Consider the following 25,775-nt stretch of genomic DNA (forward strand, 5'->3'; position numbering starts at 1 on the left):
ATTAAGTTCCATTTATCAATAAATTCAAATCCGTTTCGAATAGGGTAACATCGAGGTTGTTTGTTAACAACTCTTGTCGCTTTTTAATAGCTAAAACTAACGAGTGGATTGACATTATTTAAAGTTATAGCTTTAGTTATTTAAATGATTAAAGCCACGCAACCCTTGCGCTACCTGGCTTTTAACTTTATTGCTGTTGTTGCGCTTCTTGCTCGGCGATTTGTTTAAATGCTTGCACAAATGCATCACTTGGTTGGCCGCCAGTGAGGGCGTATTGCTCGTTAATAATAAAAGTAGGCACTGAGGTAATGCCCATCTGTTGTAGTGCATTTTGCTCGCTGCGTACTTCTTGAAAATACTCGCCTGAATCTAAAATCTGTTTCGCACGGGCTCTATCAAGGCCCACACTTTGCACTACATCAAGCAATGTATCTTGCTCATTTAAATAAACTAAATCAGTAAAGTGCGCTTTAAAGAAGGCTAGTTTTAGTTCGGTTTGCTTACCTTCACTGGCAGCCCAAGTGAGTAGTCGATGTAAGTCAAAACTGTTGATCATGATGCGTTTGCCGTCAAAGTTAAAATCAAAGCCTGCTTTTTCACCCATCTCTAAAATACGTTGGCGGTTTTCATCGCCTTGCTGTTCGCTCAGGCCGTATTTTTGTTGTAGGTGCTCGTTTAAATCTTGGCCTAAAACAGGCATATCAGGGTTTAATTCGAAAGGTTTCCAGCTGATGTCTGCTGCGAATTTATCGCTCAATTGCGCTAATGCGGTTTCAAGGTTTTTATAACCAATAATGCACCATGGGCACATAACGTCTGAAACGATGTCGATTTTAAGCTTGTTCATGAGTGAACCTGTTTTACACAATAATATAGTGATGATATGCAGGCACACAGCACAAAGATCAAGGTAGCACGGCGAAGATAGTCAATTAAGGTGGGTTAACTGTATTTATTGTACAGTTTCTTACAGTTTTAAAACACTCTTGAACAGTTTTTATTGTAAAACTAAATAAACTCATTATTAGACAAACAACTCTATTAAAAGGGTAATAATATGAACAAGGCATTTATCGTTTTACTACTATTAACAGGCTGTGCTGGAGGGTCTGGTATTGACCGTGCTGAGGAAAATATAATGGTCACCGAATTTTATGCGCACGTTAAATCCACAAAGCGCGTTCAGTTATCGTCAGAGGTCAAAAATGGCATGATAGTAGGAGCAGGCGTTGGTGTTATTGAAGAGTTAGACGGCAATCATAAAGATATGATTTCAGGTACGATTGCTGGGGCACTTGTTGGTGGCTTATTTACTGCTTTATTTGAAGGAAGTGATGAGGCATATGAATATCAATTATCTGCTCAAAGACAAGGCGCTTTTTCAATTGTGCAAAAAGAGCAATTACCTGATGACACACAATGTGTAAAAGTGCGTGTAGCAGATAAAGCAACACTGGAAAAAGCACCAAATCAATGGTGCGAAAATAATGAGTTACTCACACGATCAGCCATGTAAGCCGATCGTGAGGTTTTTAACCCAAACCAAACGGGTTTTCAATGCTATAAGCAGGTTCAGTAAACCACCTCGGGCCGCTGTCGGTCATATAAAAGTGATCTTCTAATCTTACGCCAAACTCATTTGGCACAACTAGCATTGGCTCATTACTAAAGCACATACCTGCTGCGAGCGGGGTTTTGTTTCCACCGACTAAATAAGGCCACTCGTGAATATCCAAACCAATACCGTGGCCGGTGCGGTGCGGGCATCCTGGCGTTTGGTATTCAGGACCTAATTCTTGAGCAGCTAAATAACTGCGTGCTGCATCATCAACGGCCTCACAAGAAACACCGATTTTAGCGGCGTTAAACGCGGCAATTTGTGCGGCTTTTTCGTAATCCCAAAACTGGCGTTGTCGCTCTGTGGCCTCACCAAACACATAGGTGCGGGTAATGTCTGATAAGTAATCGTGTACTTTACAGCCAGTATCAATCAGTACCATATCGCCTTTTTTAAGAATTTGTGGGTCTTTCACGCCATGTGGGAACGAGGTTGCAACGCCAAATAGTACGATGCAAAAATAGTTACCTGGAGCACCTACTTTTTGGTGGGCTTGCTTGATAAATGCTTCAACTTCGCTCGTGCTGATCCCTTCGTGTAACATACTTGCAGTTGCTTGGTGAACCGCTAACGTCATGTCCATAGCACGTTGCATCAGCGCCAATTCATTTGCTGATTTATGCATACGGCAGTGCGCAGTGACAGGTTGGGCATTGATCAGGTTTAAGCCCGTTTGCGCTTTATTTATACCGTCAAAAATAAAGAATTGCGCGCTTTCATCAATTCCTACTGTGCCATTAGCCGCAATGTCCATTTCAGTGATTATTTGTACAAAGAGCTCATATGGACTTTCGTGCTCTTGCCAACCACGAATAGGACCATCGATGACTTTAAAACCGTTTAGCGAACCAATTTCAAAATACGGTGCTATGTATTGCACATCACCTTTGGCGGGTAAGATAGCGCCCACTAGTCGTTCACTGGCGTACCACCGCATGCCAGTAAAGTAGGTTAGGTTGGTACCCGCATTTAAGTAGATGGCATCAATACCATTAGCTTGCATATAGGCCTGTGCTTTGGCAATACGCGCTAAATGCTCATCAGCCTGAATAGGGGTTAAGTCGTCAGTCATATTGCTTAAACTGGCAAGTGCTTGTTCTTTAGTTTGCGTACCAATTCCGAATGTTGTCATGGTGCTCTCCTTTATTTATATGCGGCTATTGTGCGTGTGGCTGTGTTTTACTGCAAGCGGGTTGCGTTGAAAAACGGCTAACACAATAAAAGCCATGTTTTATGGACAGGCATACCAAAAAATGCCAATTCAGATGCAGCAAATGCTGTTTTTTATGGAGACAAAGCCATTGATCGTTCGTCATGTGGGACTGGTACTAGCGCCCGAATGGCACAGCTATTTGCCAACGGGCAGTTGACTCAAGGGCAAAAATTTATTCACGAAAGTTATCTTGGTAGTCAGTTTATTGGTTGCATTGAAAAAGTAACAAAAATCGCAGGCGTAGCAGTTATTTTACCAAGTATTCAAGGCTGGTCTAGGGTGACGCACAAGCGAGGTTACAGTAGATGACGATGACCCATATGCCTTTTCAGCACTTGGTGGCGATACCGCCGCAGCGCTTGCAGCTATTAAAGAATGTGTGATGCCTTTAGGAGTAAATGCGATGGTACAAAGCAAAGCGTATGACATATCGCACCAGTTAGTTGCTGCGTCGGCAATAAAAGCGGTTGGCTTTACCGGCTATTTAATGTGGCAAGCAAACTGCTAGCAACGATTGCGAAGCGTGAAGAGCCAATCGCCATTTTATGGCGAGTTAGGCAGTATTAACCCACAAGTTATTTTACCTAATAAAGCCATTGAACACAGTGAATAAATAGTTCAGTCACTTTGCCAATCAATGCTTATGGGGGCGGGCAATTTTGTACCAGCCAGGGGCTTTGGTTAGTGAACACCAGCTCATGACATTGATAAATCAATTGCAAGGGCAGTTAACCGCCAGTGTTCATAGCACTGACGCTGATTTAAATAAAGCGAATAGCCTTATCGAAGCACTGCAATATAAAGTAGGCCGTTTGATAAAAAATCAGCTGCCAACAGGCGTTGAAGTGTGTGGTTCAATGAACCACCGTGGGCCATTTCCAAGCTCAACCGATGTACGTAGTACCACGGTGTGCACAAATGCAATGTTACTATTTATGCGACCAATTTGTTATCAAGCATTAAGGTTTTATTGGGCGGGATTTACAGATTGTATTTTCTCGCTTACCCCCTATTTATAAAGGGTTCAGGCAGATTCTAACTTGGCATATGAGTGAACTTGAGTATAATGTATTCTAAATGCAGTGTAACAGGATCACCATGGCTATCGAGCACAAAACCCGTACCCAATTGGTCGCAGAAGCAATTCGCGCAAAAATTCTCTCTGGTGAAATTAAAGCAGGTGAACCTTTACGTCAAGCGGCACTGGCAACAGAGATGAACGTAAGCCGTATTCCTGTGCGTGAAGCTCTATTGCAGCTTGAAGCCGAAGGGCTTGTTAACTTCGAAGCACACAAGGGGGCCACGGCCACAGAACTTTCAGCATCACAAATTGATGAAATTTTTGATTTAAGAGCGTTGCTTGAAGCTGAGCTACTAAGCCATTCAATAGATGGCTTAACAGATCAAGATTTAATCGACGCTGAGCTTATTTTAACTGAGCTTGAAAGCGCCATGGATGCGGGTGACACCCACCTAGCCACAGGGGGTTTAAATAGCCGTTTTCATGGCAAACTATACAGCCGCGCACAACGCCCGCAAACCCGTGAGCTGGTTGATATGTACAGTAAAAACTCAGAACGTTACGTACGCATGCATATTTTACTTGCAGGTGGCTTGACTACTGCCCCCGAAGAGCACCGAACTTTACTAGAGCTTTGCCGCGTAAAAGACACAAAAAAAGCCTGTGACTTCTTAAAAAAACATATATTGGGCGCCAAAAACGACATTAAAAAGCTGTTACTTAAAATAGAAGACGAAAAAAGGTAGTTTTAAATAAGTCCCTTGGTAGCACATTTTATATAATGTGCTTTAGCGCGTTACGTTATTTGTTAAAAATATACTTATTATATACATGAGCGTGGCTTCGGCAGAAATATGCGCGACGAGCGCACTATAAAATTATGCGATTCATGAGGTCAGCGAAAGGAATAGAAATTTATGTACAAAGTTAGCGTTGTTATATTTGATGATTTCACAGATGTAGACTTTTTTCTTATGTATGACTTGCTTGGGAGGACAACCGATAGTTGGACTGTCAGTATACTGGGAACTAAACCGGAACATCATTCCCACCTTGGCATGAAAGTTAGAACTGACGGACATATTTCAGAGGTGACGAACCAAGATGTCGTTCTTATCACTAGTGGTAAACGTGGTATTCCAGCAGCGATGAAAGATGCTGAATTTATGTCAGCGTTGAGCCTTGACCCAAACAAACAGCTAATTGGCTCGATTTGTGCTGGTTCATTCATCCTTCATGAGCTCGGTTTACTAAAAGGTAAGCCATTAACAACTAATCCAGATGCTAAAAGTGTTCTCCAAAAGATGGGAGGAGACGTTCAGGATCTGCCTTTAGTAGTAGAAGGTAACATAGCCACTGCCGGAGGTTGTCTTTCACTGATGTATCTCATTGGTTGGGTGGCAGAGCGGCTTTTTGACTCAGGTAAACGAAAAGCTATTCAGAATCAATTAATTCCAGCTGGGCAGTTAGAACTTTTTGAAGAGCTCATTATCACAACTATTCAGTCAGCAGAGTTGAAAAATGCGCATAACAAAGCGTTTAAGAGTGATTCGTAACGCTTGGCATTTTTAATTTGCGTTGGTGTTTAAGGTGCAATGCAGGAGCTTTGGCATTGCGTTACTCACACCTTAACGCGGCGTTGAGGCTGTAGAATTACTCTTTTTAGGAACTGATTCTACACATTTTACTTGATTGTTTTTTAACCTTGAATCGACTGGGGTACTGTGATCTAATAGGTATTATTCACCCTCGGTAAATCGTTATGGCTCTTTCGTTGGGTAAGGAGTCAAGCCTGACTTATCCTGCCAAAATAAATTCATTCCAATCAATTTTGCTGAGCAAATATTGCCAGGTACATTTGAGTATGCGCTTTGTTATATTGTCGAAAATAAACTCGATTTGTCGAGAAAACACGCGGGCAGCCACTCAAATTATCATTTTTCACGACTTTAAGCACTCCTTGCAAAGCAATGACTAATTGAATAGATTGGTCATAATATAGCTACCTAACTAACACACGGAAAGTATTGATGAAACTCGAGTCTATTTTAAAATTTTTATGTTGCTTTACAGTTATAGTCACTTGTCAAAGCAATGCCAAGCAGCATAAATTGTTGGCTGATGATGCAAAAGCTGAAGATCATTTTGGCTTCAGTGTGGCGATAGACGGTACAACAGCCTTAGTGGGGGCGTTTAAAGCTGATGTAAATAATAATCAAGACTCCGGAGCGGCCTATGTTTATTCTCTTGGCGCTACAGGCTGGCAACAGCAGGCAAAATTAGTCGCCGCCCCTGCATATACTGAAGACACGCTTGGCGGTAATGTGGCACTAAAAAACAATCTAGCAATGTTGGGGGCGTCACAAAGAGATGGCAAGAGCAAAGACTCTGGCGCCGTATTTGCCTTTGAGAAAGATGCAAACTTATGGTCGCAAAAGCAAATTTTAACTGCTAACGATGCTAAATCTGGCGACGCTTTTGGGCAAAGTATTGCGCTTACAGAGCGTTTTCTTGTTATTGGTGCGCCCCACAGTGACGCACCGTTGAAAGATTCAGGCGCGGCTTACCTTTACGTACGAGACAATAACTCTTGGCAATTTCAAGCCAAACTCACCGCAAAAGATGGAGCAGAAGGTGACTTGTTTGGGATAAGTGTTGCGATTGACGGTGATACCGTTTTAGTGGGTGCTGACTTAAATGATGAAAAAGCAGAAAAAGCGGGTGCCGTCTATGCATATGTATTTAACGGTAAACAATGGCACCAACAAGCAAAGCTTATGGCTAAAGATGGCGCAAACACGGATATTTTTGGCGTAAGAGTGGCATTGTCTGGCGATACTGCATTGATCTCAGCTAGAAGAGACGATATCGAGGGCGTTGGCACAGATGCGGGTTCAGCCTATATATTTGAGCGAACAAAAGGTATATGGACTCAAGCACAAAAATTAGTCGCACCAGATGGTAAAGCTGATGATAGGTTCGCTCGAGGGGTGGCGTTAAATAAAGACACTGCTTTAATCAGCGCAATGCACCATGATGAAAATGGCCAAAATGCAGGTGCTTTGTATGTGTTCAAAAAGCAACTGGGTCAATGGCGTTATGCCTCTAAAATAGTAGCAACAGGTGGGCTGCCAGAAGACAGATTTGGTTGGAATGTTGCCCTTACAGACAACACCGCAATTATTGCGGCTCCTCATCGCGACGACAATGGCAATAAATCGGGTGCTGCTTATATTCTTGACTTGGCTGATTAAGTGTTTGCTCTATTTCTAAACAACACAGCACTTGTAACAGTAAAGGATGAAAACAACCCATGCTTAATGTGAAATAAAGTATGGTTACACTTTTTGCGATGAAATGGTTCTTGAAAAAATCAATAATTACGAAAATTTTGGTGACACTGAAATTACGTTCTACTATCGAAGTATTATCGATTGGTATGGGTACAGTAAGCTTGAGCGCATACCTGTTTCGGAACTTTTGCTAGCTAAATGTGGTGAATTGGATTATTGCCGTAAAGTTTTCATTTCTCTTCTTTGGGAAGAAATTTATGAAAAAGCTGCGCGAGGTAAACTCGCGGCTATAAATATGCTCTAGGTTTAGCCTATTTCAAAAGAGGTTACACCAAACACTTTATTTAAAGGGATGTTAGGTTGTTGCTGTGTATACATTCTTGCTGTTTCAAATACGGATGTCATATTATGGCGTTTTGCTAATGCGAGGGCAGCTTGATTAACGTTTGGTACGTCAAGATAAATCATTTCCCCAGGGGCTGCTGATGCTTTTAGTGCTAGAAGTAGCGACTCTGCCAATTGAGGTGTGTTCGCATAGAGAGGGCCAATTTTAAAACCTTCGCGACATGCTCTGATCACACCATAACCAGCTAGTTTACCATCATCTAAAATGCCTAATGCTTTACTGTTTGGTTGGGTGATCCAGCTTTGGGTAAAATGAGATCTATCAGCAGGAAAGAATGCGCTATCGTAGGCTTTTATATCATCAAATGGTAAGCTTGATAGCGTTATAATTGCTTCATTTTTAGGGGCGTAGCTACTAGCTTTACCTTCAAACCGGATATTACTGTAAGCCAGTTTAAATCCAGATTTTTTATAATTTTCTTGCTGTTCTAGTACACCATCAAGCGCAATATTGCAGTGTTTAAGGTAGGCAAGACCAGTTTGCCAAATTTGCGTGCCGTAACCTTTGCCACGATATTCAGGTTTAACGATATAAAAGCCTAAAAATGCAAAACTGCTATTGTATTTTACAACTGAAATTGTAGCGATCGCTTCATCACCAAGGTAACCTATTAAAAAACCATTGGGATCTGCTTGATAATAATTATGAGCGTCATTAAGTCCGGGGTTCCAACCTTCCTGTGCTGCCCAATCAATGGCAATATTCACTTCTTTTTCTGTCATTACTTTGATAGTGAATGCTTGATCTTGCATGTTAATCCCTATTAGTTATTCTATCGATGCAGTTCTTTAATGTAACAGCTATAAATTTAAGATGATGATTATAAATAGAACAACTATTTTGTATCAATAAAACTTTCAATAATTAACTCTCTTTTAGTCTGTATTTCGTCTCGTTAGCAAGCGAAAATTTAACCGTCATTTTACTATTAGGCCATGAGAATATTCGCTATTTAAGTGGTTTTAGTGGAAATGCCGCGTATGCAATAGTGACGCAAATAAGCTGTGTATTTATTACTGATTATCGCTATTTTGAGCGAGCCTAAGTAGAATGCCATGGTTTTGGCAAAGTGGGCAGGGCAAGGGCTTGGTCACGGTTTGGGGCTATTTTTACACAAACCCCCTTTTATTAATAAAAATGATAGCCATGTGTTAGAGGTTGGGTATATACATCCCCGATTTTGGCGGAGTACGCCTAGAAGACGATATTTTAATTACACCAACCGGTTATTAACTGCAAACCCAGTTTATCAATATTTTTATGGCGGCCAACGGTTTGCCATGCGGCAAAAGTAACATCTAAGCCATAAATCATTTCGCCGTTGTCTTGCTGGCCATGTAAGAAAGCCTGAGCTTATTGGCGTTTAATATGGTTAAAAAGTTGCTCAAAGTTAGCGGCATTGATGTCTTCTAAATATGCTTATCAGTGGCTTTTTACAACTGTATTTATGTGGTGTACAAAGGGCAGCTTAGATCGTAAGAAATGATCATAATCATATTTAAATTGATCGGTACATTATTTCTTGTTACGAAATAGAATAAGCTTTGGCTCTGTTAAATTAGCCGCTAGGATGATATTAATAGTGTCTTACAAATATAAAGGTAAGCAAAATGTCGATTTTTAGCACATCTCACACTCCACATTTTAACATCGTACATCGCTTATTAATAATGCCTTTATGGTATAAATATCAACAACGGAGTATCAGGAATGAGTGAACAATATGCCGCCTTGCGTGGGAACGTTAATTTATTGGGCCAATTATTAGGCCAAACAATTAAAGACGCCCAAGGACCAGCGATTTTAGATAAAGTAGAAGAAATTCGAGCTTTAGCTAAATCATCACGTACAGGAAACGAGCAAGACCGCCAAGCCCTAATTGATGTTTTGCATGCTTTAACCGATGAAGAGTTACTACCGGTAGCTCGTGCTTTTAACCACTTTTTAAATTTAGCCAATGTTGCAGAGCAATTTCATACTATCTCACGTTTTAATGATGTGGGTTTTTGCCAATTAAGCCCACTGACGCAAACTTTAAAGGCACTGGCTAGTCAGGCGCAAACCGGTAAAGTAAACCCAAATCAAATTGCCGACACTCTCGCAAAGCTGCATATCAATTTGGTGTTAACCGCGCATCCCACTGAAGTAACGCGTCGTACCATTATCAATAAACATGTAGAGTTAAGTGATTGTTTAGCAACGCTTGAGCGCACCGATAATTTGCCTTATGAGCGTGAAAATATATTAAACCGTATTGCACAGTTGATCAGCCAAGCATGGCACACCGATGATATTCGTCGCTCACGGCCAACCCCAATTGATGAAGCCAAATGGGGTTTTGCAGTTATCGAGAACAGCCTTTGGCATGCAGTACCGCGTTTTTTACGTGACTTTAAGAAAGAAGTTAAACAGCATTTGGATTTAGAGTTACCCAATGATTACAGTCCTGTTGAGTTTACCTCTTGGATGGGCGGCGATCGCGATGGTAATCCGTTTGTAACTGCACAAGTGACTCAGCAGGTACTAGATCATGGTCGTTGGATGGCACTTGATTTATACAGTCGCGATATCGACACTTTAAGCACTGAGCTTTCTATGTCACAAGCCAGTAATGAGCTAGTCGAGCTCGCTGGACAAGATTTTGAACCGTATCGTGCGGTATTAAAAGTACTCAAAGCACAAGTGAGCGAAACCGTTGCTCACCTTGGCGCTAAGATAATGAATAAGCGCACAGATGCACAAGACGTGGTGACTGACATTAACCAGTTAAAGCAACCGCTTGAAGCCTGTTATCGTTCATTGCTAAAAACCAACATGGGCGTGGTTGCCAATGGTCTACTGCTTGATGTATTGCGCCGTATTAACAGTTTTGGTATCCGCTTAGCTAAATTAGATGTACGCCAAGATTCATCGCGTCACAGTGGTGTGTTTTCTGAGTTAACTCGTTATTTAGGTTTAGGCGATTACGACCAATGGCAAGAAGAAGACAAACAAGCATTTTTACTGGCAGAACTTAATTCTCGTCGTCCGCTTATTCCAAAGCATTGGCAACCAAGTGCAGACGTTAAAGAAGTGCTCGACACCTTTGATGTGATCGCCAAGCAAGATGCCTCTACATTTGGTTTATACATTATTTCAATGGCGCGCACAGCGTCTGATGTATTAGCTGTTCAACTGTTACTTAAAGAAAGCGGCTGCAGTTTTAAACTGCCAGTTGCCCCATTATTTGAAACCTTAGATGACTTAAATGCAGGCAGTGATGTTATCACTCAATTGTTAGATAATAATTGGTATCGTGGCCAAGCAGAGGGCATACAGAATGTCATGATTGGTTACTCAGATTCAGCTAAAGATGCTGGGATGATGGCTGCAGGTTGGGCGCAATACGAGGCAATGGATAAGCTTGTACAATTGGCAGAGCAACGTGGTATTGAGCTGGTATTATTCCACGGTCGTGGCGGTACAGTTGGCCGTGGTGGCGCACCTGCTGCGCAAGCCCTACGTTCGCAACCCCCAGGTTCTCTCAAAGGCGGCCTGCGTGTAACAGAGCAAGGGGAAATGATCCGCTTTAAATTTGGTTTGCCAAATGTTGCGCTTGAAAGCTTAAATATTTACGCTGGCGCAGTGCTTGAAAGTAACTTACTGCCGCCGCCAGAGCCAAAAGATGAGTGGCGTGATGTGATGGCGCTGATCAGCGAAAAATCATGTGAGCATTACCGTAGCGTGGTGCGTTTTGATGAAGATTTCGTCCCTTACTTTAGAATGGCCACACCGGAGCAGGAGCTATCGAAATTACCTTTGGGCTCTCGTCCTGCAAAACGAAATCCACATGGTGGCGTTGAAAGCCTGCGGGCTATTCCGTGGATTTTTGCATGGAGCCAAAACCGGTTAATGCTACCAGCATGGCTTGGGGCACTAACTGGTTTACAAGCTGCACTTGAAAAACATGGCATAGGCACTCTTAATGAGATGAGTCAACAATGGCCGTTTTTTCGTGCCCGTTTAGAAATGCTTGAAATGGTATTCAGTAAAGCGGACTGCTGGTTAAGTGCGCATTATGACGATGCCCTGGTTGAAGAGCAATATAAGCCACTGGGAGATAAACTTCGCGAAGAGCTTAAACAAGCTATTACATTAGTGCAATCGCTAAGCCCGCAGCAAAGCTTACTGGCCGATCAACCGTGGATCAAAGAATCTATTGGTCTGCGTAACCCGTACACCGATCCGCTTAATGTTCTGCAAGTTGAGTTACTTAAGCGTTCACGCGAGGCGGTAGAGGGCAGCTCAGGGGATATTGATAATGCATTAATGATCACTATGACAGGTATTGCAGCGGGCATGCGTAACACTGGTTGATTGTGAGTTGATTAAATATCAAACCTCTAGATACTGTTTTGCAGCTGAGATCAGTCAACGACTAAAGTGATAACAAATTGTGCGCCGCTGTTGATACTAATTTAAGTTAGTAAAGACGCGGCGCATATTTTGCTGAACAGATGATAATTAATTGTATTAAACGCTTAGTTATTCAAATTAAGCTTCTTTTAGCCAATATACCAATTGGCATTTATTTTAGTGATAAAAACCATCCTTTATTCCGTATTAATCTCTGGTCAGACCTGCTTTACTGTTAGATGTTGACTGTTCATTTTTTTTATCTAGAATGACGGCTGTTATACCTTTTATGGTAAATGTATTAATAATCGAGCAGTGATATGTCAAATGTGTCAACGTGCATCACTTATGATGCATCTACGTCATTAATCATGATGACGCTCAGAGGGACGGCAAGTGCACAGGATGTGATGAATTTTTATCAAATTGCTCAGCAATATGTTTCGATTTACGGCAGTAATAAATTACTCGTTGATGTTTCTGAATTAACACATAAATTCCCGGCTAGTGAGCTACTGATTATTATGCCAGCAGTGTCAAAGTGGTTAGCTAGCTGCTTTATTGCTCGCGTCGTTAGTTTTGATGGTTTTATGCATGATTTATTCTTACAAAAAGCACAACGCATTGATATGAAAGCAGAAAACTTTGATTGTGTTAACAGCGCGAAAAATTGGTTAGTAAATCAACCTAGTATTTAAGCGTTGAACATTTTAAACTAGTTGGCCATTAAATTATGAAACTAGTCTATGCCTACAACACTTACTCAAGCAGGCACTGCTTTTAGCTTCAGTGCTGAGCAACAACAACAGTTGTATCTTATAATAAAGCATCATGTGGGTATTTTACCCAGCTCTGATGTGGCAGCCCTGTGTAAACAGTATGACCAGCCAGTGGATGCAATATTGCGTGCTTGTCTTCCTATCGCGGCACAGTTTGCCGTTGCGCCTATTTCCCAGTTTTTTGTGGGTGCAATAGTGTGCGGTCTTGACTCACAAGGCGAGCTGCATTTTTATTTTGGTGCGAATGTTGAATTTTCCCAGCAAGCACTAAGCTTGGTAGTGCATGCAGAGCAATCTGCTATTAATAATGCGTGGCTCAACGGTGCGAAAAAAATTGTCAAAATCGCCATTAGTGATGCGCCTTGCGGTTATTGTCGTCAATTTATGAATGAGCTCGCAGATGCACAGAGCTTTGATATTTTATTGCCAAAGCAGCAGTTTAAATTGGCTGAGCTATTACCTTGTGCGTTTGGACCTAATGATTTGGGCAATGTGTATAGTTTGTTTAATCCTGCACCACAGCAGCATCAGTTTGTTACAAGAGCGGAGCTTGATGCTAAGTTACTCGATTGCGCACTGAGTGCGTATGTGCCTTACTCTGAAAATTACAGTGCAGTTAAAATTAGTACCTTTAACAATGGCGATTTTTATGGTTGCTATGCAGAAAATGCCGCTTATAGCCCAAGTTTATCGCCACTACAAAGCGCGATAAGTCAGCTACATTTGGCCGGTTTATTAATGAATAAAGAAGTAGTGCAAGGGATTGAGCTGTTACAAACACAGGGCAAGGAAAATCAGTTAAGTGTCAGTCAAGCAGTACTGGCAAGTTACCCTGAATTGCCAGTACTGCAAAGCATTAGTTTAGCATTGTGTATTAAACCAACAGTAGTTTAGCGGCTTCAAGCACCACGGCGACTGATTTTTTCTCAATCTCGCCGTGATCTACATTAGGGATTTCTTGCCGAGTACGATTAACCAGCACACCCGCTACACAGGCGGCTTTTAGACCTAGTGCTGCACACATAGTAAATAAGGTTGCAGATTCCATTTCATAATTCATTACGCCCAATTTTTGCCATTCTTCACAACTACCTTGAAACGCTTTTGGTACATAACCTGAGTAGGTATCGTAACGCTCTTGTCCAGGGTAGAAGGTATCACTTGATGCAGTAATACCAATATGAAAATCGATGCCTAAATTACCGCATGCATTGACCATCGCTTGAGTGGCGAAAAAGTCAGACACAGCAGGGTAGTTAAGTGGCGCAAAATGTTGACTCGCACCATCTAAACGCACAGATGCTTGGCTGATTAAAATATCACCTTCATTAATATGAGGTTGAATAGCGCCAGTTGTACCAATACGTAAGAATGTTTCAACTCCCAATTGCGCTAGCTCTTCTACTGCAATAGAAGTTGAAGGGCCGCCAATACCGGTTGAGCAAATAACTACAGATTGGCCATTAAGTTGACCTAAGTAAGCATGAAACTCTCTGGTTTGGACGAGGCAAGTCGGGTTTTCGAGAAAAGTTGAAATACGTGCTGCACGATCTGGATCGCCCGGAACAATCGCAAGTGTTGCGCCGTGTAGATCGTCGCGGGTGAGTCCTAAGTGAAATACCTTTTCCATAGCGGGGCCTTATTTATAACTTTTGTTCTAACGCCAGTAATGACGCTAATTTATAAAGAGTTGTTGTCAATTTAGCATAATTACCACAATGCTTTGCCTTGTACAGGACGGATGTCCGTTATCAAATTTATTCATTCTCTTTGAATATTCAAGCAGCTCACTTAAATTTGTGTCATCGCTGATAGTTGACTTGTATTCGTAGACACTATATCAATCGTAGTAGGCACTCTATTTTAATTGATACGTTGTTGGGTAAATAAATATAACCAATTGTTATTTTTGAGGTTTATATAGCTATTTAAAATGTAGCTAAAGCGACGAGGGTAATGAAATTGCGAGTGAAAACCGGCGCGTGAACCTTTTATTAATTTTATTTTCAACAACGCTCTTTTGCATAACTACGCAAAAGCACACAGTAAGGAATTGCAATGAGCACACAATGGCAGACATTTAAAAGTAAAGTTGAACACTGTTTATGTCCACCGGGCGATGGCGTTTTTACGGTTAATACGGCAAAAGAACGTAAAGCGGCACTGCGAATGAAACTGTATGGGCAAGAAGATAACGTCGATACATTATGGCGTGAATCACTTGATACGTTAAGTAAAAGTGAGCATAAAGCGGTGACTTTAGGTATCAGCTCTGACTGTGGTGGTGGTATTTTACGTGGTGCCAACTGGGGACCATTGTTTTTACGCTCAACATTGATTGATCAACAGCCTCAAGCTAAGTCATTTGATTTAGGGGATGTAAGGGTTATCCCACATTTATTGCATGATAAATATTTAAACGACGCGACTATCAGTAATTGCCAAAAGGCATTATATGACAATCCAAATAGTGAGTATTACGTTAGTCCATTATCAATTACCGAAGATGTGTGCAATAGCTTTTACGCGACCTTTAAAGATAAAGGAATTTTTGGTATTGGTGGCGATCATTCCATTAGTTACCCATTAACTAAAGCGTATTTAAAGGCCAAGCGCGAGCAGGGCAAGCGCACGGCAATTATTCATTTTGATGCGCACACCGACTTACTGGTTGAGCGTTTAGGTATCGATTTATGCTTTGGCTCTTGGTGCACGCATATATTGGAGTTTTTACCTGCACCGCATCATCTTATCCAGTTTGGTATCCGCTCAAGCGGTAAACCAAAACAGCACTGGGAATCTACCTTTGGCGTTAAACAACATTGGGCCCATGAGATCATCGAACGAGGCGCACCAGCAATTGCCGCAGAAGTCATTGCTCAGCTTAAAGCTGACAATGTTGATGAACTCTACGTCAGCTTTGATATTGACGCCCTAGATGAAGAGTTTGCATCAGCAACAGGCACACCTGAAGGGAATGGTTTAACGCCGCAGCATGCTTTGGATATCTTGGTTGCATTGGCAGATGAATTTCCGATCACCGGCGCTGATATGATGGAAATCGCTCCATTTACGGATAGCTCTTTGGTTGGTCAATCGAGTTCAGATACAACGCTTAGAGAAGGTGCAAAAATTTCAGCATTTTTAATTAATGCCATGAACCGCACATAATTAATAATGGTTAATATGAGCAGCATACACAGTATGCTGCTTTTTAAATTCACAAATTAGCTATTTGCCGTTATATTTAATTTACGTCAACAGATGATTAAAGCAATAATCGATGGGGCAATAGTGGCTAAGTGGTGTTATTTTTTATTCATAATTTTAAGTAATCAAAGTCTCGCCAAATTAAATGTCGTGACGGAATACTTTCCGCCTGCTCAGCATCTTGATGAAAATGAACAACTTGTTGGTTATATTGCTGATAAAGTTCGAATGGTGCTAGATTCTTCAACACTCGATTACGTAGTTTCAGTACATGGCTGGAGCACTGCATTTAATATGGCACTGCGCGATCCGCATACGTGTATTTTTTCTATGGCGCGTTCAGCTTCTCGTGAAAAGCAATTTATTTGGATTGCAGAATTAGCACAGTTAAACACTTATCTTTATGCATTGAACTCGAAAAGCATTGTCATCAACTCCTTAGAACAAGCAAAGCAATACCGAATTGCGGTATTAAAAGATAATTATAGTCATCACTTTTTATTATCACAGGGCTTTGAAGAAGGTGTAAATCTAATGCTGATGAATAGTTTTGATAATATTTTTAAAATAGTTCAAAGCCGTCAAAGCAGTATCGATATCGTCGTATTACCTGAACAACGCGTTAAATTTGAACAGTCTAAAAGACAGGTTACTGACAAGTTAGCACCTATTTTAAGACTCAAGATCAAACAACCAGCACTGTATTTTGCTTGTAACAAAGCGCTAGATAAGCCAACTAAAACTAAACTCATTAACGCCTTCAGCGTGTATCAGTAAACTTTTATTATTTTTAAGAAACTGATATATATGTATTTTTTATATTAATTAAATTTCAATTGCCCAACCTTTAAAAGGGGCTATAATCCAGCTGCTTTTGCTTATAAAAGCGTTTATTTTTGGAGTTATAAATGGGTGACTTAATCGGGATTGGTTTATTAATCTTGATCAGTGCGTTATTTGCTATGTCGGAAATCGCGATCGCAGCATCACGTAAAATTAAATTAAGAGTCATGGCTGACGAAGGCAATGCTAAAGCGGCGGCAGTATTAAAGCTGCAAGAGCAACCAGGTGCTTTTTTTGCCATGATCCAAATTGCTCTCAATGCAATTGCTATTTTAGGCGGCATAGTGGGCGAACAAGCGCTTTCACCTTATGTTGAAAGTGTACTTGTGTTGTTTTATCAAGGCCCGTTACTGGCGCAAATTAGCTTTTTGCTGTCGTTTTTGACAATTACTTCATTGTTTATTTTATTTGCTGATTTATTACCAAAACGCTTAGCAATGATCTTGCCTGAGGCTGTTGCGGTTCGCGTAGTCACGATCATGCGTTGGGTAACGTATGCATTAACACCGTTGGTGTTGTTTTTTAATGGTGTAACTAACATTGTTTTACGGTTATTCAATGTGCCGGCAGAGCGTGAAGACATTGTGACCACCGAAGACATAGTTGCAATGATGGATGCAGGCGCCGAATATGGCAGTTTACAACAACAAGAATATGACTTAATTGGTAATGTATTTGATTTAGAGGCGCGCTTTTTATCGAGTGTAATGTCACCTCGAGATCAAATAGTCTACTTTGATATTAACGAAGCCAGCGATAGTATTTCGGGTAAAATCATTGATCATCCACATAATCATTTTTTGGTATGCAATGGCAATTTAGATAAATTAATTGGCTCAGTTGAATCAAAAGATATTCTTCGTCAAGTGCTCAAAGGCGATGCGGCGAATATTAACGACGAGATGCTCGAAAAAGAGATTTTCTATCTACCTGAAACACTGAGTTTGTCAGAGGCATTAAATGCCTTTAAAGGTGCAGCAAAACCATTTGCGGTGGTGGTAAACGAATACGCACTTGTGGTAGGTATTGTGACAGTTAAAGATTTGATGAAAGGCTTTATGGGGGATTTGATCACCCATAATGGCGATGAATTAATTATCGCCCGCGATGCAAATTCATGGTTAGTTGATGGTTTAACCCCAACCGTTGAACTGGCAAAAGTACTCGGTGTGGAGGAATTTCCAGATCAAATGCATTATGAAACGGTTGCTGGATTTTTAATTTATACCATGAAACGAATTCCTAAACGTGCAGAATATATTCAATACGCAGGTTTTAAATTTGAAGTTGTGGATGTTGAAGGGATTCGAGTTGAGCAGTTATTGGTGTCTAAAATACTACCGATAGAACCAGCCTCACAATAAAACGTGAGGCGCGCTATGCGCCTCATTAGTTATTCAAAAGCGCCTTTTTTATTGCGCAGTCTTTATCTACGAATACCCTTACTCCATACATATTGTGGTGCTAAAGTGTTGCTACTAAGTAAAACTAAGTTGGCTTCTGAGCCTTTGCTAATAGTGCCTTTTAATGTTCACTGCAACTGCATTCTTATACCCATTAACAACAAAATTAACTCTTTTTGTGCCTGTAATTAGCAACTAAGTTGCTCTGATTTTTAACTCACCGTCAAGTTTTTTTACATCACTTTACATGCTCTTAGATCTTTTAAAAATAATTCTTAATTAACATTGGAAAATGTAATAGTTTAATTTAGAATGAACGTTCATTTTATATTGAAGGTAGTTAACATGCAGCGTTCTCGCGTCGTTCTTTTTACTGTCACGGCTTTGGCAAGTGCAGTTGCTTTATCCGGTTGCGATCAAACTCAGCAGGCAAATGCGCCTGTTTCTCAGCCAGCTCCTGTTGGCGTAATTACATTAAAAAGCCAGCCATTAACACTTACGAAGGAGCTTCCGGGACGAGTAACTGCGTCTCAAGTGGCAGAAATTCGTCCTCAGGTAAGTGGTATTATTCAATCACGTTTATTCACGCAAGGTGCTGAAGTCAAAAAAGGGCAGGCTTTATATCAAATCGACCCCGCTACATTTGAAGCACAAGTGGCAACCAGTAAAGCAGCTATTAGTAAGGCACAAGCGAGCATTGCTAATGCAAAGGCTAAATCAGATCGTTATTCTGATTTACTAGCAATAAAAGCGGTAAGCCAACAAGATTTTGATGAAGCCGACGCCAGCTATAAAGGTGCGCAGGCTGATTTATTAACTGCCCAAGCGCAGCTTAAAACAGCGCAGATCAATCTTAACTATAGTCGAGTTTCATCACCTATTAGTGGTCGAATTGGTAAATCGAATGTGACTGCCGGTGCTTTGGTAAGTGCTAATCAAGCAACCGTATTAGCAACCGTTACTCAGCTTGATCCAATTTATATTGATCTTACCCAATCCAGCAGTGAGTTGACCCGCTTGAAAAAAGCGATTGCCACTGGTGAGCTTGACAAAGATCTTACTGCGCAATCAAAGGTTGAACTTACTATGGAAGATGGCTCAGTGTATCCACACATAGGCACTTTGCAGTTTTCTGAAGTGGCGGTTGATCCAAGCACTGGCTCAGTGACTTTACGAGCAGAATTTCCAAATCCAGAAAAGCTATTATTACCTGGTATGTATGTCAGAGCTGTGGTTGTTGAAGGTGTGAAGGCGAATGCTATTTTAGTACCGCAGCGTGGTGTGAGTCGTAATACTAAAGGTGAGCCTACAGCGATGGTGGTGAGTAAAGATAATACCGTTGAAGCACGGGTATTAAAAACTGACCGCACAGTAGGTGCAAACTGGTTAGTGACTAGTGGCTTAAGCGAGGGCGATCAATTGATTGTTGAAGGTTTACAAAAAATAGCACCAGGCGCACCGGTTAATGCAGTGCCAGCCGACTCAGCTACTAAAACTCAATAACGGAGCATTTTAATGTCACGATTTTTTATCGATCGGCCTATTTTTGCATGGGTATTGGCCATTGTTGTTATGTTGGCGGGAATACTAGCAATTAAAGGTTTACCTATTGCTCAGTACCCGTCTATTGCGCCTCCGGCAATTAGTGTTCAAGCTAATTATCCTGGTGCCTCTGCACGTACGTTAGAAGATACTGTTACGCAGGTTATTGAGCAAAAGATGAAAGGGTTAGATGGCTTGCTATATATGTCATCAACCTCAGAATCAAATGGTTCGGCAACTTTAACATTGACGTTTGATGCTGATACTGATCCTGATATTGCACAAGTTCAAGTGCAGAATAAACTTGCCTTAGCCACACCGTTATTGCCACAAGAAGTGCAACGTCAAGGTGTATCAGTCGCTAAATCCGCTCACAACTTTTTAATGGTTGTTGGTTTTGTCTCTGAAGATGGCAGTATGAACAATATCGATATCGGTGACTATGTTGCATCCAATGTGCAAGACATAGTGTCACGCGTCGATGGCGTAGGTGAAGTGCAGTTATTTGGCTCTCAATATGCAATGCGTATCTGGTTAAACCCTAGCATGCTGCAAAAATATAAACTGACTCCTGCGGATATTAGTGCATCCATTAGTGCTCAAAATGCGCAAGTATCAGCAGGTCAACTTGGTGCGTTACCTGCGGTTTCAGGGCAACAGCTTAATGCCACTGTGACTGCGCAAAGTCGTTTACAAACACCTGAACAATTTCGCAATATTTTTGTCAAAAATAATGAGGATGGATCTGTAGTTCGTTTAGGGGATGTCGCAAAAGTTGAACTTGGCGGTGAAAGCTACGGTGTTGTGGCGCGCTTTAATGGTAAACCAGCGTCAGGTTTAGGTATTAAACTTGCCAGTGGTGCAAACGCTCTTGATACTGCTGCGGGTGTTAAAACTGCATTGGCTGAACTAGAGCCTTTTTTCCCTGAAGGGTTAGCCAGTGTTGTACCTTACGACACCACTCCGTTTGTATCATTATCAATTGAAAAAGTAGTGAGTACATTAATCGAAGCCGTGGTGTTAGTGTTTTTAGTTATGTACTTGTTTTTACAAAACTTTAGAGCAACACTAATTCCTACCATTGCAGTGCCTGTGGTTTTACTCGGTACCTTTGCTGTACTGCAAGTACTGGGTTATTCAATTAATACTTTAACCATGTTTGCTATGGTATTAGCTATCGGCTTATTAGTTGATGATGCCATCGTGGTGGTTGAAAACGTTGAGCGGGTGATGACCGAAGAAAAGCTGTCACCGCTTGAAGCTACGCGAAAATCGATGGATGAAATCAAAGGTGCACTGGTTGGTATTGCTATGGTATTATCGGCCGTATTTATCCCAATGGCGTTCTTTGCAGGCTCGACAGGGGTTATTTATCGTCAGTTCTCAGTAACCTTAGTAACTGCTATGAGTTTATCTGTTTTAGTGGCACTTATTTTAACACCAGCACTGTGTGCAACCATGTTAAAACCGAGTCACGTACATAATAACTCATCATTTATTGGTCGCTTTTTTATGGGCTTTAACCGCGGCTTTGATAAAACGAATGCCGGCGCACAAAACTTTGTAAGTCGTATGATCAAGCAAAGTAAGCGCTATTTATTGTGTTACGGCTTAATTGTTGGCGGCATGATCTATATTTTCTCACAACTCCCTTCAGCATTTTTACCTGATGAAGACCAAGGTATTTTGTTCAATCAAGTAAGTTTACCAGCAGGAGCAACCACTGAGCAGACATTAAAAGTCGTTGAGAAAATGGAAAAACATTTCCTAGAAGATCAGTCTGAAGCTGTTCGTTCTGTGTTTAGTGTAACTGGCTTTAGCTTCGCAGGCTCTGGACAAAATGCAGCGCTTGGCTTTGTTGGTTTAAAACACTGGGATGAGCGTCAACGCGATGATTTATCGGTTGGTGCAGTTGCAGGCAAAGCGATGGGTTATTTTTCTACGATTAAAGAAGCCTTTGTTTTTGCTTTCCCACCACCTGCGGTTGTTGAGCTTGGCACTGCCAATGGCTTTACCTTGTTTTTACAAGATAGGGTTGGGCTTGGTCACGACAAATTACTCGAAGCGCGAAATATGTTACTAGGGATGGCTTCACAAAGTCCTGTGTTAGCAGGCGTTCGCCCTAATGGTCAAGAAGATAAGCCAGAACTGGAGCTAGATATTGATTTAGCAAAAGCGCAAGCACTTGGGCTGACCCAAGCAGATATCAATAGTACTTTGTCTACCGCGTGGGGTAGTAGCTATGTGAATGACTTTATCGACCGTGGTCGAGTAAAAAAAGTGTTTTTACAAGGTACGCCAGAGTCTCGTATGGTTCCGGAAGATTTAGATAAATGGTATGTACGTAATAGTAATGGCGATATGGTGCCATTTAGCGCGTTTGCTCAGTCGTACTGGACCTATGGTTCGCCGCGTCTTGAGCGTTTTAACGGTTTTTCAGCGATGGAAATTCAAGGTGCAGCAGCGCCAGGTTACAGTACTGGTCAAGCTATGGATGAAATGGAGAAGTTGGTTAGCCAGTTACCAACTGGGTTTGCCTTTGAATGGACTGGTATTTCGTATGAAGAGCGTTTAAGCGGCGGACAAGCGCCATTATTATATGCGTTGTCATTATTGGTGGTGTTTTTATGTTTAGCTGCATTGTATGAAAGTTGGTCTGTGCCGGCAGCGGTAATGATGATTGTTCCTTTAGGGGTATTTGGCGCTGCAATGGCGGCCTTTATAGGTAATTTATCGAATGATATTTACTTACAAGTAGGCTTGTTGACTACCATAGGGCTGGCATCTAAAAATGCTATTTTGATTGTTGAATTCGCGATCCATAAAATGGATGAGGGCATGGGACTCGTGGATGCTGCAATTAACTCAGTTAAGCTACGGTTACGACCAATTTTGATGACTTCTATGGCATTTATTTGTGGCGTTTTACCTTTAGCAATTGCATCAAGTGCCGGTTCTGGTGCACAAAATGCGCTGGGTATCTCAGTCATAGGTGGCACGCTCGCATCGTCAATATTGGCTGTGATATTTGTACCGTTATTCTTTGTATTAGTGCGCAGAGTTTTTCCCGGTAAACACAAAACTGTGACACAGGAGCAACCATAATGACATTCAAAACGTTAAGCCTAGCGAGTCTAAGCGTATTTGTGCTCAGTGCTTGTCAAATGGCACCACCGCGTGAGGATATAGTGTTACCGGTGCCTGATAGCTATGCAATACCGAGCGAGCAAGGTAATACGGCTGATTTAAGATGGCAGCAGTTTTTTGCGAATGAAAAACTGCAACAATTGATTGAACAAACATTACTTCATAATAAAGACCTTAAACTTGCCGCGCTTAATGTGCAGCAAGTTCGTGCGCTCTATCAAATTGAAGACTCAGCTTTATATCCGTCAATCGATTTTGCAGCGTCGGGCACGCGTCAGCGCTTACCGGGAGACTTAACGTCAACTGGTAATGCACAAATTAGCGAGAGCTATAAAGCTACCGTGGGAATGACCGCGTATGAGCTCGATATATGGGGCAAAATTCGTAATCAATCTGATCAAGCACTGCAAACGCTGTACGCGTCAGAGCAAACTCAAACGAGTGTGAAAATCAGCTTAATTTCTGAGTTGGTAAGTGCGTGGCTAAATTACGCGGCTGATAAAGAGCAGTTAGCGCTTGCCACGCAAACCCTAAAAAGTCAGCAGGCATCATTGGCGTTAACCGAAAAAAGCTATGTGCTTGGCGCGGCATCAAAGTTAACCTTGGCACAAATTGAGAGCACTGTAGCCACTGCAAAAGTTGATATTGCTAATTATCAGCGCTTGCTAAAGCGTGATAAAAATGTTCTTGATTTATTAGTCGGTCAGCCGGTTTCAGCACAGTTGTTACCCGCTGAGAGTTTAGATGAAGTACTAAACTTCCCAACCGTGCCTGTAGGCTTACCATCTGAGTTACTTGAACAACGTCCTGATATTAAAGCGGCAGAGTTTCAGTTATTAGCTGCTAACGCTAATATCGGTGTTGCTAAAGCGGCATTTTTTCCAAGTATTAGCTTAACGGCTAATGCTGGGAGTGCGTCGAGTGATCTAGATAATTTGTTTTCAAGTGGCACTGGCACTTGGAGCTTTATGCCATCGATCACGATACCGATATTTAATATGGGTCGTAATCAAGCAAACTTAGATGTTGCGCAAACTAAGCAACATATTGCGCTAACTACCTACGAACAAACGATTCAACAAGCATTCAAAGAAGTCTCTGATGCGCTGGTGGATCGCCAAGGCTATATGCAGCAGCTAGGTGCGCTTGAAGATTTATATAACAGCAATCAGATGTCGTTCATGCTCTCTAAAGCGCGCTTTGAAAAAGGCGCTGATAGCTATTTACAAGTGCTGGATGCACAACGTAACTGGGTGAGTGCAGGACAGCAGTTGATCCGTGGTAAACAAGCATATATTGCGAGTCAAATTAATCTGTATAAAGCGGTTGGTGGTGGGTGGCAGCGACCAGCCGAGCACAGTGGATAGCGGCTAAAACCCGCAGTGAGCTGTTTTATCGCTAGTTTATAAAGTTCTTTGTTGTAACCCACATAAGCAGTGGTTAAAATAATGTAAACTAGCGATAATGATTAGGTTAAAAGAAAAGCGATGCTTTTCGCGATTACCTGGCAGGAATACATGAAAGAAAAATCGAAAAGACAAACCGACCCTGCATTAGCACAGGCTCGGCGTGATCAAGTGTTATGTGCGGCGGCAGATTGCTTTCGCCGTAAAGGGTATCATGGCGCAGGAATGGCTGAGATCTCAAAGATCGCAGGGATGAGCGCAGGACATATATACAATTACTTTGCCAGTAAAGAAGCGATCATTGAATCGATTATTGAACAGGATATGGCAAACCTATTCTCTATTTTTCAGGAGTATGAAGATCAACCGGGTGACTTAGTAACGATTCTGCTCGATGGTTTAGACCATGCAGTGGATCATCATACTGATGTAAACCAAGGTGCACTCGATTTAGAGATGTTCGCTGAAGCTGCGCGCAACGATAAAGTGGCAGAGCAGTTGCGAAAGTCTGATTGTTACGCCAGAGAGAAAATGCGTAATCTTTTATTGAGTGAACGCAGTTTAATAAAAGATCTTAGTGCAACTGAACTAGAAAGCCGTATTGAAGTGATGTTTGCAATGATAAATGGGATCACCTTACGTAAAACCCTTAATCCATATATTGATAAAGCAACGCTCTTATTAGCGCTTCGCCCAGCAATGCGGACGTTACTTATACCGTTTTAATTTGAGCCGAGCTCTTAAGCGCAAAGAGGGATCGTTTAATCCTCTTTGCTGCGTTAATCGTTAATTAGGGATTTAAAGCGCAATGCTGTAAATTATCAGCTAAGTACATTTAGTTTATTTAGTAAATGATTCTTCACGGCTGGCCACTCTGATGCAATAATTGAATACACAACGGTATCGCGAATCGATCCATCTTTTATTATTTGATGACTGCGTAAAATACCATCTTGTTTAGCACCTAGCCTTTCAATGGCTTTTCGTGAATCGTGATTAAAAAAGTGTGTCCTAAATTCAACCGCAATGGCATTGTGAGTGTCAAATAAGTACTTCAACATTAAAAGCTTACACTCAGTATTTACAGAGCTTCTTCGGACCGCCTTTGCATACCATGTGTAGCCTAGTAATGCGCGCTGATTTTGTGTGTCTACGTTATAGAAGCGAGTTGTGCCAACTATTTTATCGCTACTATTGCACCTTACAGCAAAGGCGCTATTGCCGTTTTTGGCTTCAATAATCGCCCGTTCAACATAACTGTGCATCTGCTCTGGCGAAGGCACATTGGCATACCATAATTTCCAAGACTCTCCATCAAGCACCGCATGTTTTAACTCATCTATATGATGTAAGCTTAATACTTCAAGCGTTATAAAGTGCCCAACTAATGGCATTGGTTTTAACCACTGCATATATTTCCTTTAATCCTAAGACGGTTGCTAATATCAATATCTCAATGTTTTGTACATTACTTGTAATGCTGCTTTATAACAATAAAA

The 25,775-nt window shown here is 41.4% G+C and carries 20 protein-coding genes and 3 pseudogenes; 18 read left to right on the top strand and 5 right to left on the bottom strand.

Annotated elements, in window-relative coordinates; translation table 11 throughout:
• Nucleotides 1-187 precede the first annotated feature (187 nt).
• Nucleotides 188-847, bottom strand: coding sequence for a DsbA family oxidoreductase (locus J7338_RS00175; RefSeq protein ID WP_210794464.1), 660 nt, complete (start codon nt 845-847; stop codon nt 188-190).
• A gap of 210 nt (nt 848-1,057) precedes the next feature.
• On the opposite strand from J7338_RS00175, the gene J7338_RS00180 reads away from it, so the two are divergent.
• On the top strand, nt 1,058-1,516 hold the full coding sequence (locus J7338_RS00180) for a patatin-like phospholipase family protein (protein ID WP_210794467.1): 459 nt from the start codon (nt 1,058-1,060) through the stop codon (nt 1,514-1,516).
• A gap of 16 nt (nt 1,517-1,532) precedes the next feature.
• On the opposite strand, the gene J7338_RS00185 is transcribed toward J7338_RS00180, so the two are convergent.
• On the bottom strand, nt 1,533-2,750 hold the full coding sequence (locus J7338_RS00185; protein ID WP_210794469.1) for a M24 family metallopeptidase: 1,218 nt from the start codon (nt 2,748-2,750) through the stop codon (nt 1,533-1,535).
• A gap of 90 nt (nt 2,751-2,840) precedes the next feature.
• On the opposite strand from J7338_RS00185, the pseudogene J7338_RS20700 reads away from it, so the two are divergent.
• From J7338_RS20700 to J7338_RS00215, 6 genes and pseudogenes are all read left to right on the top strand, one after another.
• Nucleotides 2,841-3,159: pseudogene (locus tag J7338_RS20700) on the top strand (proline racemase family protein); the annotation flags it as partial.
• A pseudogene (locus J7338_RS21080) lies at nt 3,148-3,850 on the top strand (aldehyde dehydrogenase family protein); the annotation flags it as partial. The pseudogenes J7338_RS20700 and J7338_RS21080, both read left to right, overlap by 12 nt.
• Nucleotides 3,851-3,929: 79 nt before the next feature.
• A complete protein-coding gene (locus tag J7338_RS00200) occupies nt 3,930-4,598 on the top strand; it encodes a GntR family transcriptional regulator (protein ID WP_210794473.1) in 669 nt (222 codons plus the stop codon).
• Between the two features lie 171 nt (nt 4,599-4,769).
• The gene (locus tag J7338_RS00205) at nt 4,770-5,408 is read left to right on the top strand and encodes a DJ-1/PfpI family protein (RefSeq protein WP_210794475.1); all 639 of its coding nucleotides are present in this window, start codon (nt 4,770-4,772) and stop codon (nt 5,406-5,408) included.
• A gap of 262 nt (nt 5,409-5,670) precedes the next feature.
• Nucleotides 5,671-5,757 (top strand): annotated as a pseudogene (locus tag J7338_RS21085) (transposase); the annotation flags it as partial.
• A gap of 125 nt (nt 5,758-5,882) precedes the next feature.
• Complete coding sequence (locus tag J7338_RS00215) at nt 5,883-7,106, top strand: FG-GAP repeat protein (protein ID WP_210794477.1); 1,224 nt, start codon at nt 5,883-5,885, stop codon at nt 7,104-7,106.
• Between the two features lie 345 nt (nt 7,107-7,451).
• Here the strand turns inward: J7338_RS00215 and J7338_RS00220 are convergent, their stop codons facing one another.
• Nucleotides 7,452-8,303 carry a GNAT family N-acetyltransferase gene (locus J7338_RS00220; RefSeq protein ID WP_210794479.1) on the bottom strand — a complete coding sequence of 284 codons (852 nt, stop codon included), beginning with the start codon at nt 8,301-8,303 and terminating at the stop codon, nt 7,452-7,454.
• Nucleotides 8,304-8,431: 128 nt separating this feature from the next.
• Between J7338_RS00220 and J7338_RS00225 the strand changes: the two genes are divergently transcribed.
• From J7338_RS00225 to cdd, 4 genes are all read left to right on the top strand, one after another.
• A complete protein-coding gene (locus tag J7338_RS00225; protein ID WP_228732889.1) occupies nt 8,432-8,596 on the top strand; it encodes an aminopeptidase P family N-terminal domain-containing protein in 165 nt (54 codons plus the stop codon).
• Between the two features lie 665 nt (nt 8,597-9,261).
• A complete protein-coding gene (gene ppc, locus J7338_RS00230; RefSeq protein WP_210794481.1) occupies nt 9,262-11,907 on the top strand; it encodes a phosphoenolpyruvate carboxylase in 2,646 nt (881 codons plus the stop codon).
• Between the two features lie 359 nt (nt 11,908-12,266).
• Nucleotides 12,267-12,644, top strand: a complete 378-nt coding sequence (locus tag J7338_RS00235) for a hypothetical protein (RefSeq protein WP_210794483.1) — start codon at nt 12,267-12,269, stop codon at nt 12,642-12,644.
• A 48-nt stretch (nt 12,645-12,692) separates the two neighbouring features.
• Nucleotides 12,693-13,619 carry a cytidine deaminase gene (cdd, locus tag J7338_RS00240; protein WP_210794485.1) on the top strand — a complete coding sequence of 309 codons (927 nt, stop codon included), beginning with the start codon at nt 12,693-12,695 and terminating at the stop codon, nt 13,617-13,619.
• On the opposite strand, the gene udp is transcribed toward cdd, so the two are convergent.
• Nucleotides 13,600-14,355, bottom strand: a complete 756-nt coding sequence (gene udp / locus J7338_RS00245; RefSeq protein ID WP_210794487.1) for a uridine phosphorylase — start codon at nt 14,353-14,355, stop codon at nt 13,600-13,602. The genes cdd and udp overlap by 20 nt on opposite strands.
• A 428-nt stretch (nt 14,356-14,783) precedes the next feature.
• On the opposite strand from udp, the gene J7338_RS00250 reads away from it, so the two are divergent.
• The 7 genes from J7338_RS00250 to J7338_RS00280 all read left to right on the top strand — a co-directional run bounded on the left by J7338_RS00250 (nt 14,784) and on the right by J7338_RS00280 (nt 25,002).
• Nucleotides 14,784-15,896 carry an arginase family protein gene (locus J7338_RS00250; protein ID WP_210794489.1) on the top strand — a complete coding sequence of 371 codons (1,113 nt, stop codon included), beginning with the start codon at nt 14,784-14,786 and terminating at the stop codon, nt 15,894-15,896.
• Between the two features lie 123 nt (nt 15,897-16,019).
• A complete protein-coding gene (locus J7338_RS00255) occupies nt 16,020-16,712 on the top strand; it encodes a substrate-binding periplasmic protein (RefSeq protein ID WP_275074596.1) in 693 nt (230 codons plus the stop codon).
• A gap of 131 nt (nt 16,713-16,843) precedes the next feature.
• Entirely contained in the window at nt 16,844-18,142 is a 1,299-nt protein-coding gene (gene paeA, locus J7338_RS00260; RefSeq protein ID WP_210794494.1) for a polyamine export protein PaeA, read from the top strand.
• Between the two features lie 384 nt (nt 18,143-18,526).
• A complete protein-coding gene (locus J7338_RS00265) occupies nt 18,527-19,684 on the top strand; it encodes an efflux RND transporter periplasmic adaptor subunit (protein ID WP_210794496.1) in 1,158 nt (385 codons plus the stop codon).
• A 12-nt stretch (nt 19,685-19,696) separates the two neighbouring features.
• A complete protein-coding gene (locus J7338_RS00270) occupies nt 19,697-22,828 on the top strand; it encodes an efflux RND transporter permease subunit (protein ID WP_210794498.1) in 3,132 nt (1,043 codons plus the stop codon).
• Complete coding sequence (locus J7338_RS00275) at nt 22,828-24,237, top strand: efflux transporter outer membrane subunit (protein WP_210794500.1); 1,410 nt, start codon at nt 22,828-22,830, stop codon at nt 24,235-24,237. Before J7338_RS00270 ends, J7338_RS00275 begins: the two co-directional genes overlap by 1 nt.
• 150 nt (nt 24,238-24,387) lie before the next feature.
• Nucleotides 24,388-25,002, top strand: coding sequence for a TetR/AcrR family transcriptional regulator (locus J7338_RS00280; RefSeq protein ID WP_210794502.1), 615 nt, complete (start codon nt 24,388-24,390; stop codon nt 25,000-25,002).
• Nucleotides 25,003-25,097: 95 nt separating this feature from the next.
• On the opposite strand, the gene J7338_RS00285 is transcribed toward J7338_RS00280, so the two are convergent.
• Entirely contained in the window at nt 25,098-25,688 is a 591-nt protein-coding gene (locus J7338_RS00285) for a GNAT family N-acetyltransferase (RefSeq protein WP_210794504.1), read from the bottom strand.
• Nucleotides 25,689-25,775 lie beyond the last annotated feature (87 nt).

Source organism: Pseudoalteromonas ostreae (genome assembly GCF_018069805.1).
Taxonomy (GTDB): Bacteria; Pseudomonadota; Gammaproteobacteria; order Enterobacterales; family Alteromonadaceae; genus Pseudoalteromonas; species Pseudoalteromonas ostreae.

Coding starts and splice junctions, on each gene's coding strand:
- J7338_RS00250 (WP_210794489.1), top strand. CDS start 14,784: ATGAGCACACAATGGCAGACATTTAAAAGTAAAGTTGAACACTGTTTA.
- cdd (WP_210794485.1), top strand. CDS start 12,693: ATGCCTACAACACTTACTCAAGCAGGCACTGCTTTTAGCTTCAGTGCT.
- J7338_RS00185 (WP_210794469.1), bottom strand. CDS start 2,750: ATGACAACATTCGGAATTGGTACGCAAACTAAAGAACAAGCACTTGCC.
- J7338_RS00265 (WP_210794496.1), top strand. CDS start 18,527: ATGCAGCGTTCTCGCGTCGTTCTTTTTACTGTCACGGCTTTGGCAAGT.
- J7338_RS00215 (WP_210794477.1), top strand. CDS start 5,883: ATGAAACTCGAGTCTATTTTAAAATTTTTATGTTGCTTTACAGTTATA.
- J7338_RS00180 (WP_210794467.1), top strand. CDS start 1,058: ATGAACAAGGCATTTATCGTTTTACTACTATTAACAGGCTGTGCTGGA.
- J7338_RS00205 (WP_210794475.1), top strand. CDS start 4,770: ATGTACAAAGTTAGCGTTGTTATATTTGATGATTTCACAGATGTAGAC.
- J7338_RS00280 (WP_210794502.1), top strand. CDS start 24,388: ATGAAAGAAAAATCGAAAAGACAAACCGACCCTGCATTAGCACAGGCT.
- paeA (WP_210794494.1), top strand. CDS start 16,844: ATGGGTGACTTAATCGGGATTGGTTTATTAATCTTGATCAGTGCGTTA.
- J7338_RS00200 (WP_210794473.1), top strand. CDS start 3,930: ATGGCTATCGAGCACAAAACCCGTACCCAATTGGTCGCAGAAGCAATT.
- J7338_RS00175 (WP_210794464.1), bottom strand. CDS start 847: ATGAACAAGCTTAAAATCGACATCGTTTCAGACGTTATGTGCCCATGG.
- J7338_RS00235 (WP_210794483.1), top strand. CDS start 12,267: ATGTCAAATGTGTCAACGTGCATCACTTATGATGCATCTACGTCATTA.
- J7338_RS00270 (WP_210794498.1), top strand. CDS start 19,697: ATGTCACGATTTTTTATCGATCGGCCTATTTTTGCATGGGTATTGGCC.
- udp (WP_210794487.1), bottom strand. CDS start 14,355: ATGGAAAAGGTATTTCACTTAGGACTCACCCGCGACGATCTACACGGC.
- J7338_RS00275 (WP_210794500.1), top strand. CDS start 22,828: ATGACATTCAAAACGTTAAGCCTAGCGAGTCTAAGCGTATTTGTGCTC.
- J7338_RS00285 (WP_210794504.1), bottom strand. CDS start 25,688: ATGCAGTGGTTAAAACCAATGCCATTAGTTGGGCACTTTATAACGCTT.
- J7338_RS00220 (WP_210794479.1), bottom strand. CDS start 8,303: ATGCAAGATCAAGCATTCACTATCAAAGTAATGACAGAAAAAGAAGTG.
- ppc (WP_210794481.1), top strand. CDS start 9,262: ATGAGTGAACAATATGCCGCCTTGCGTGGGAACGTTAATTTATTGGGC.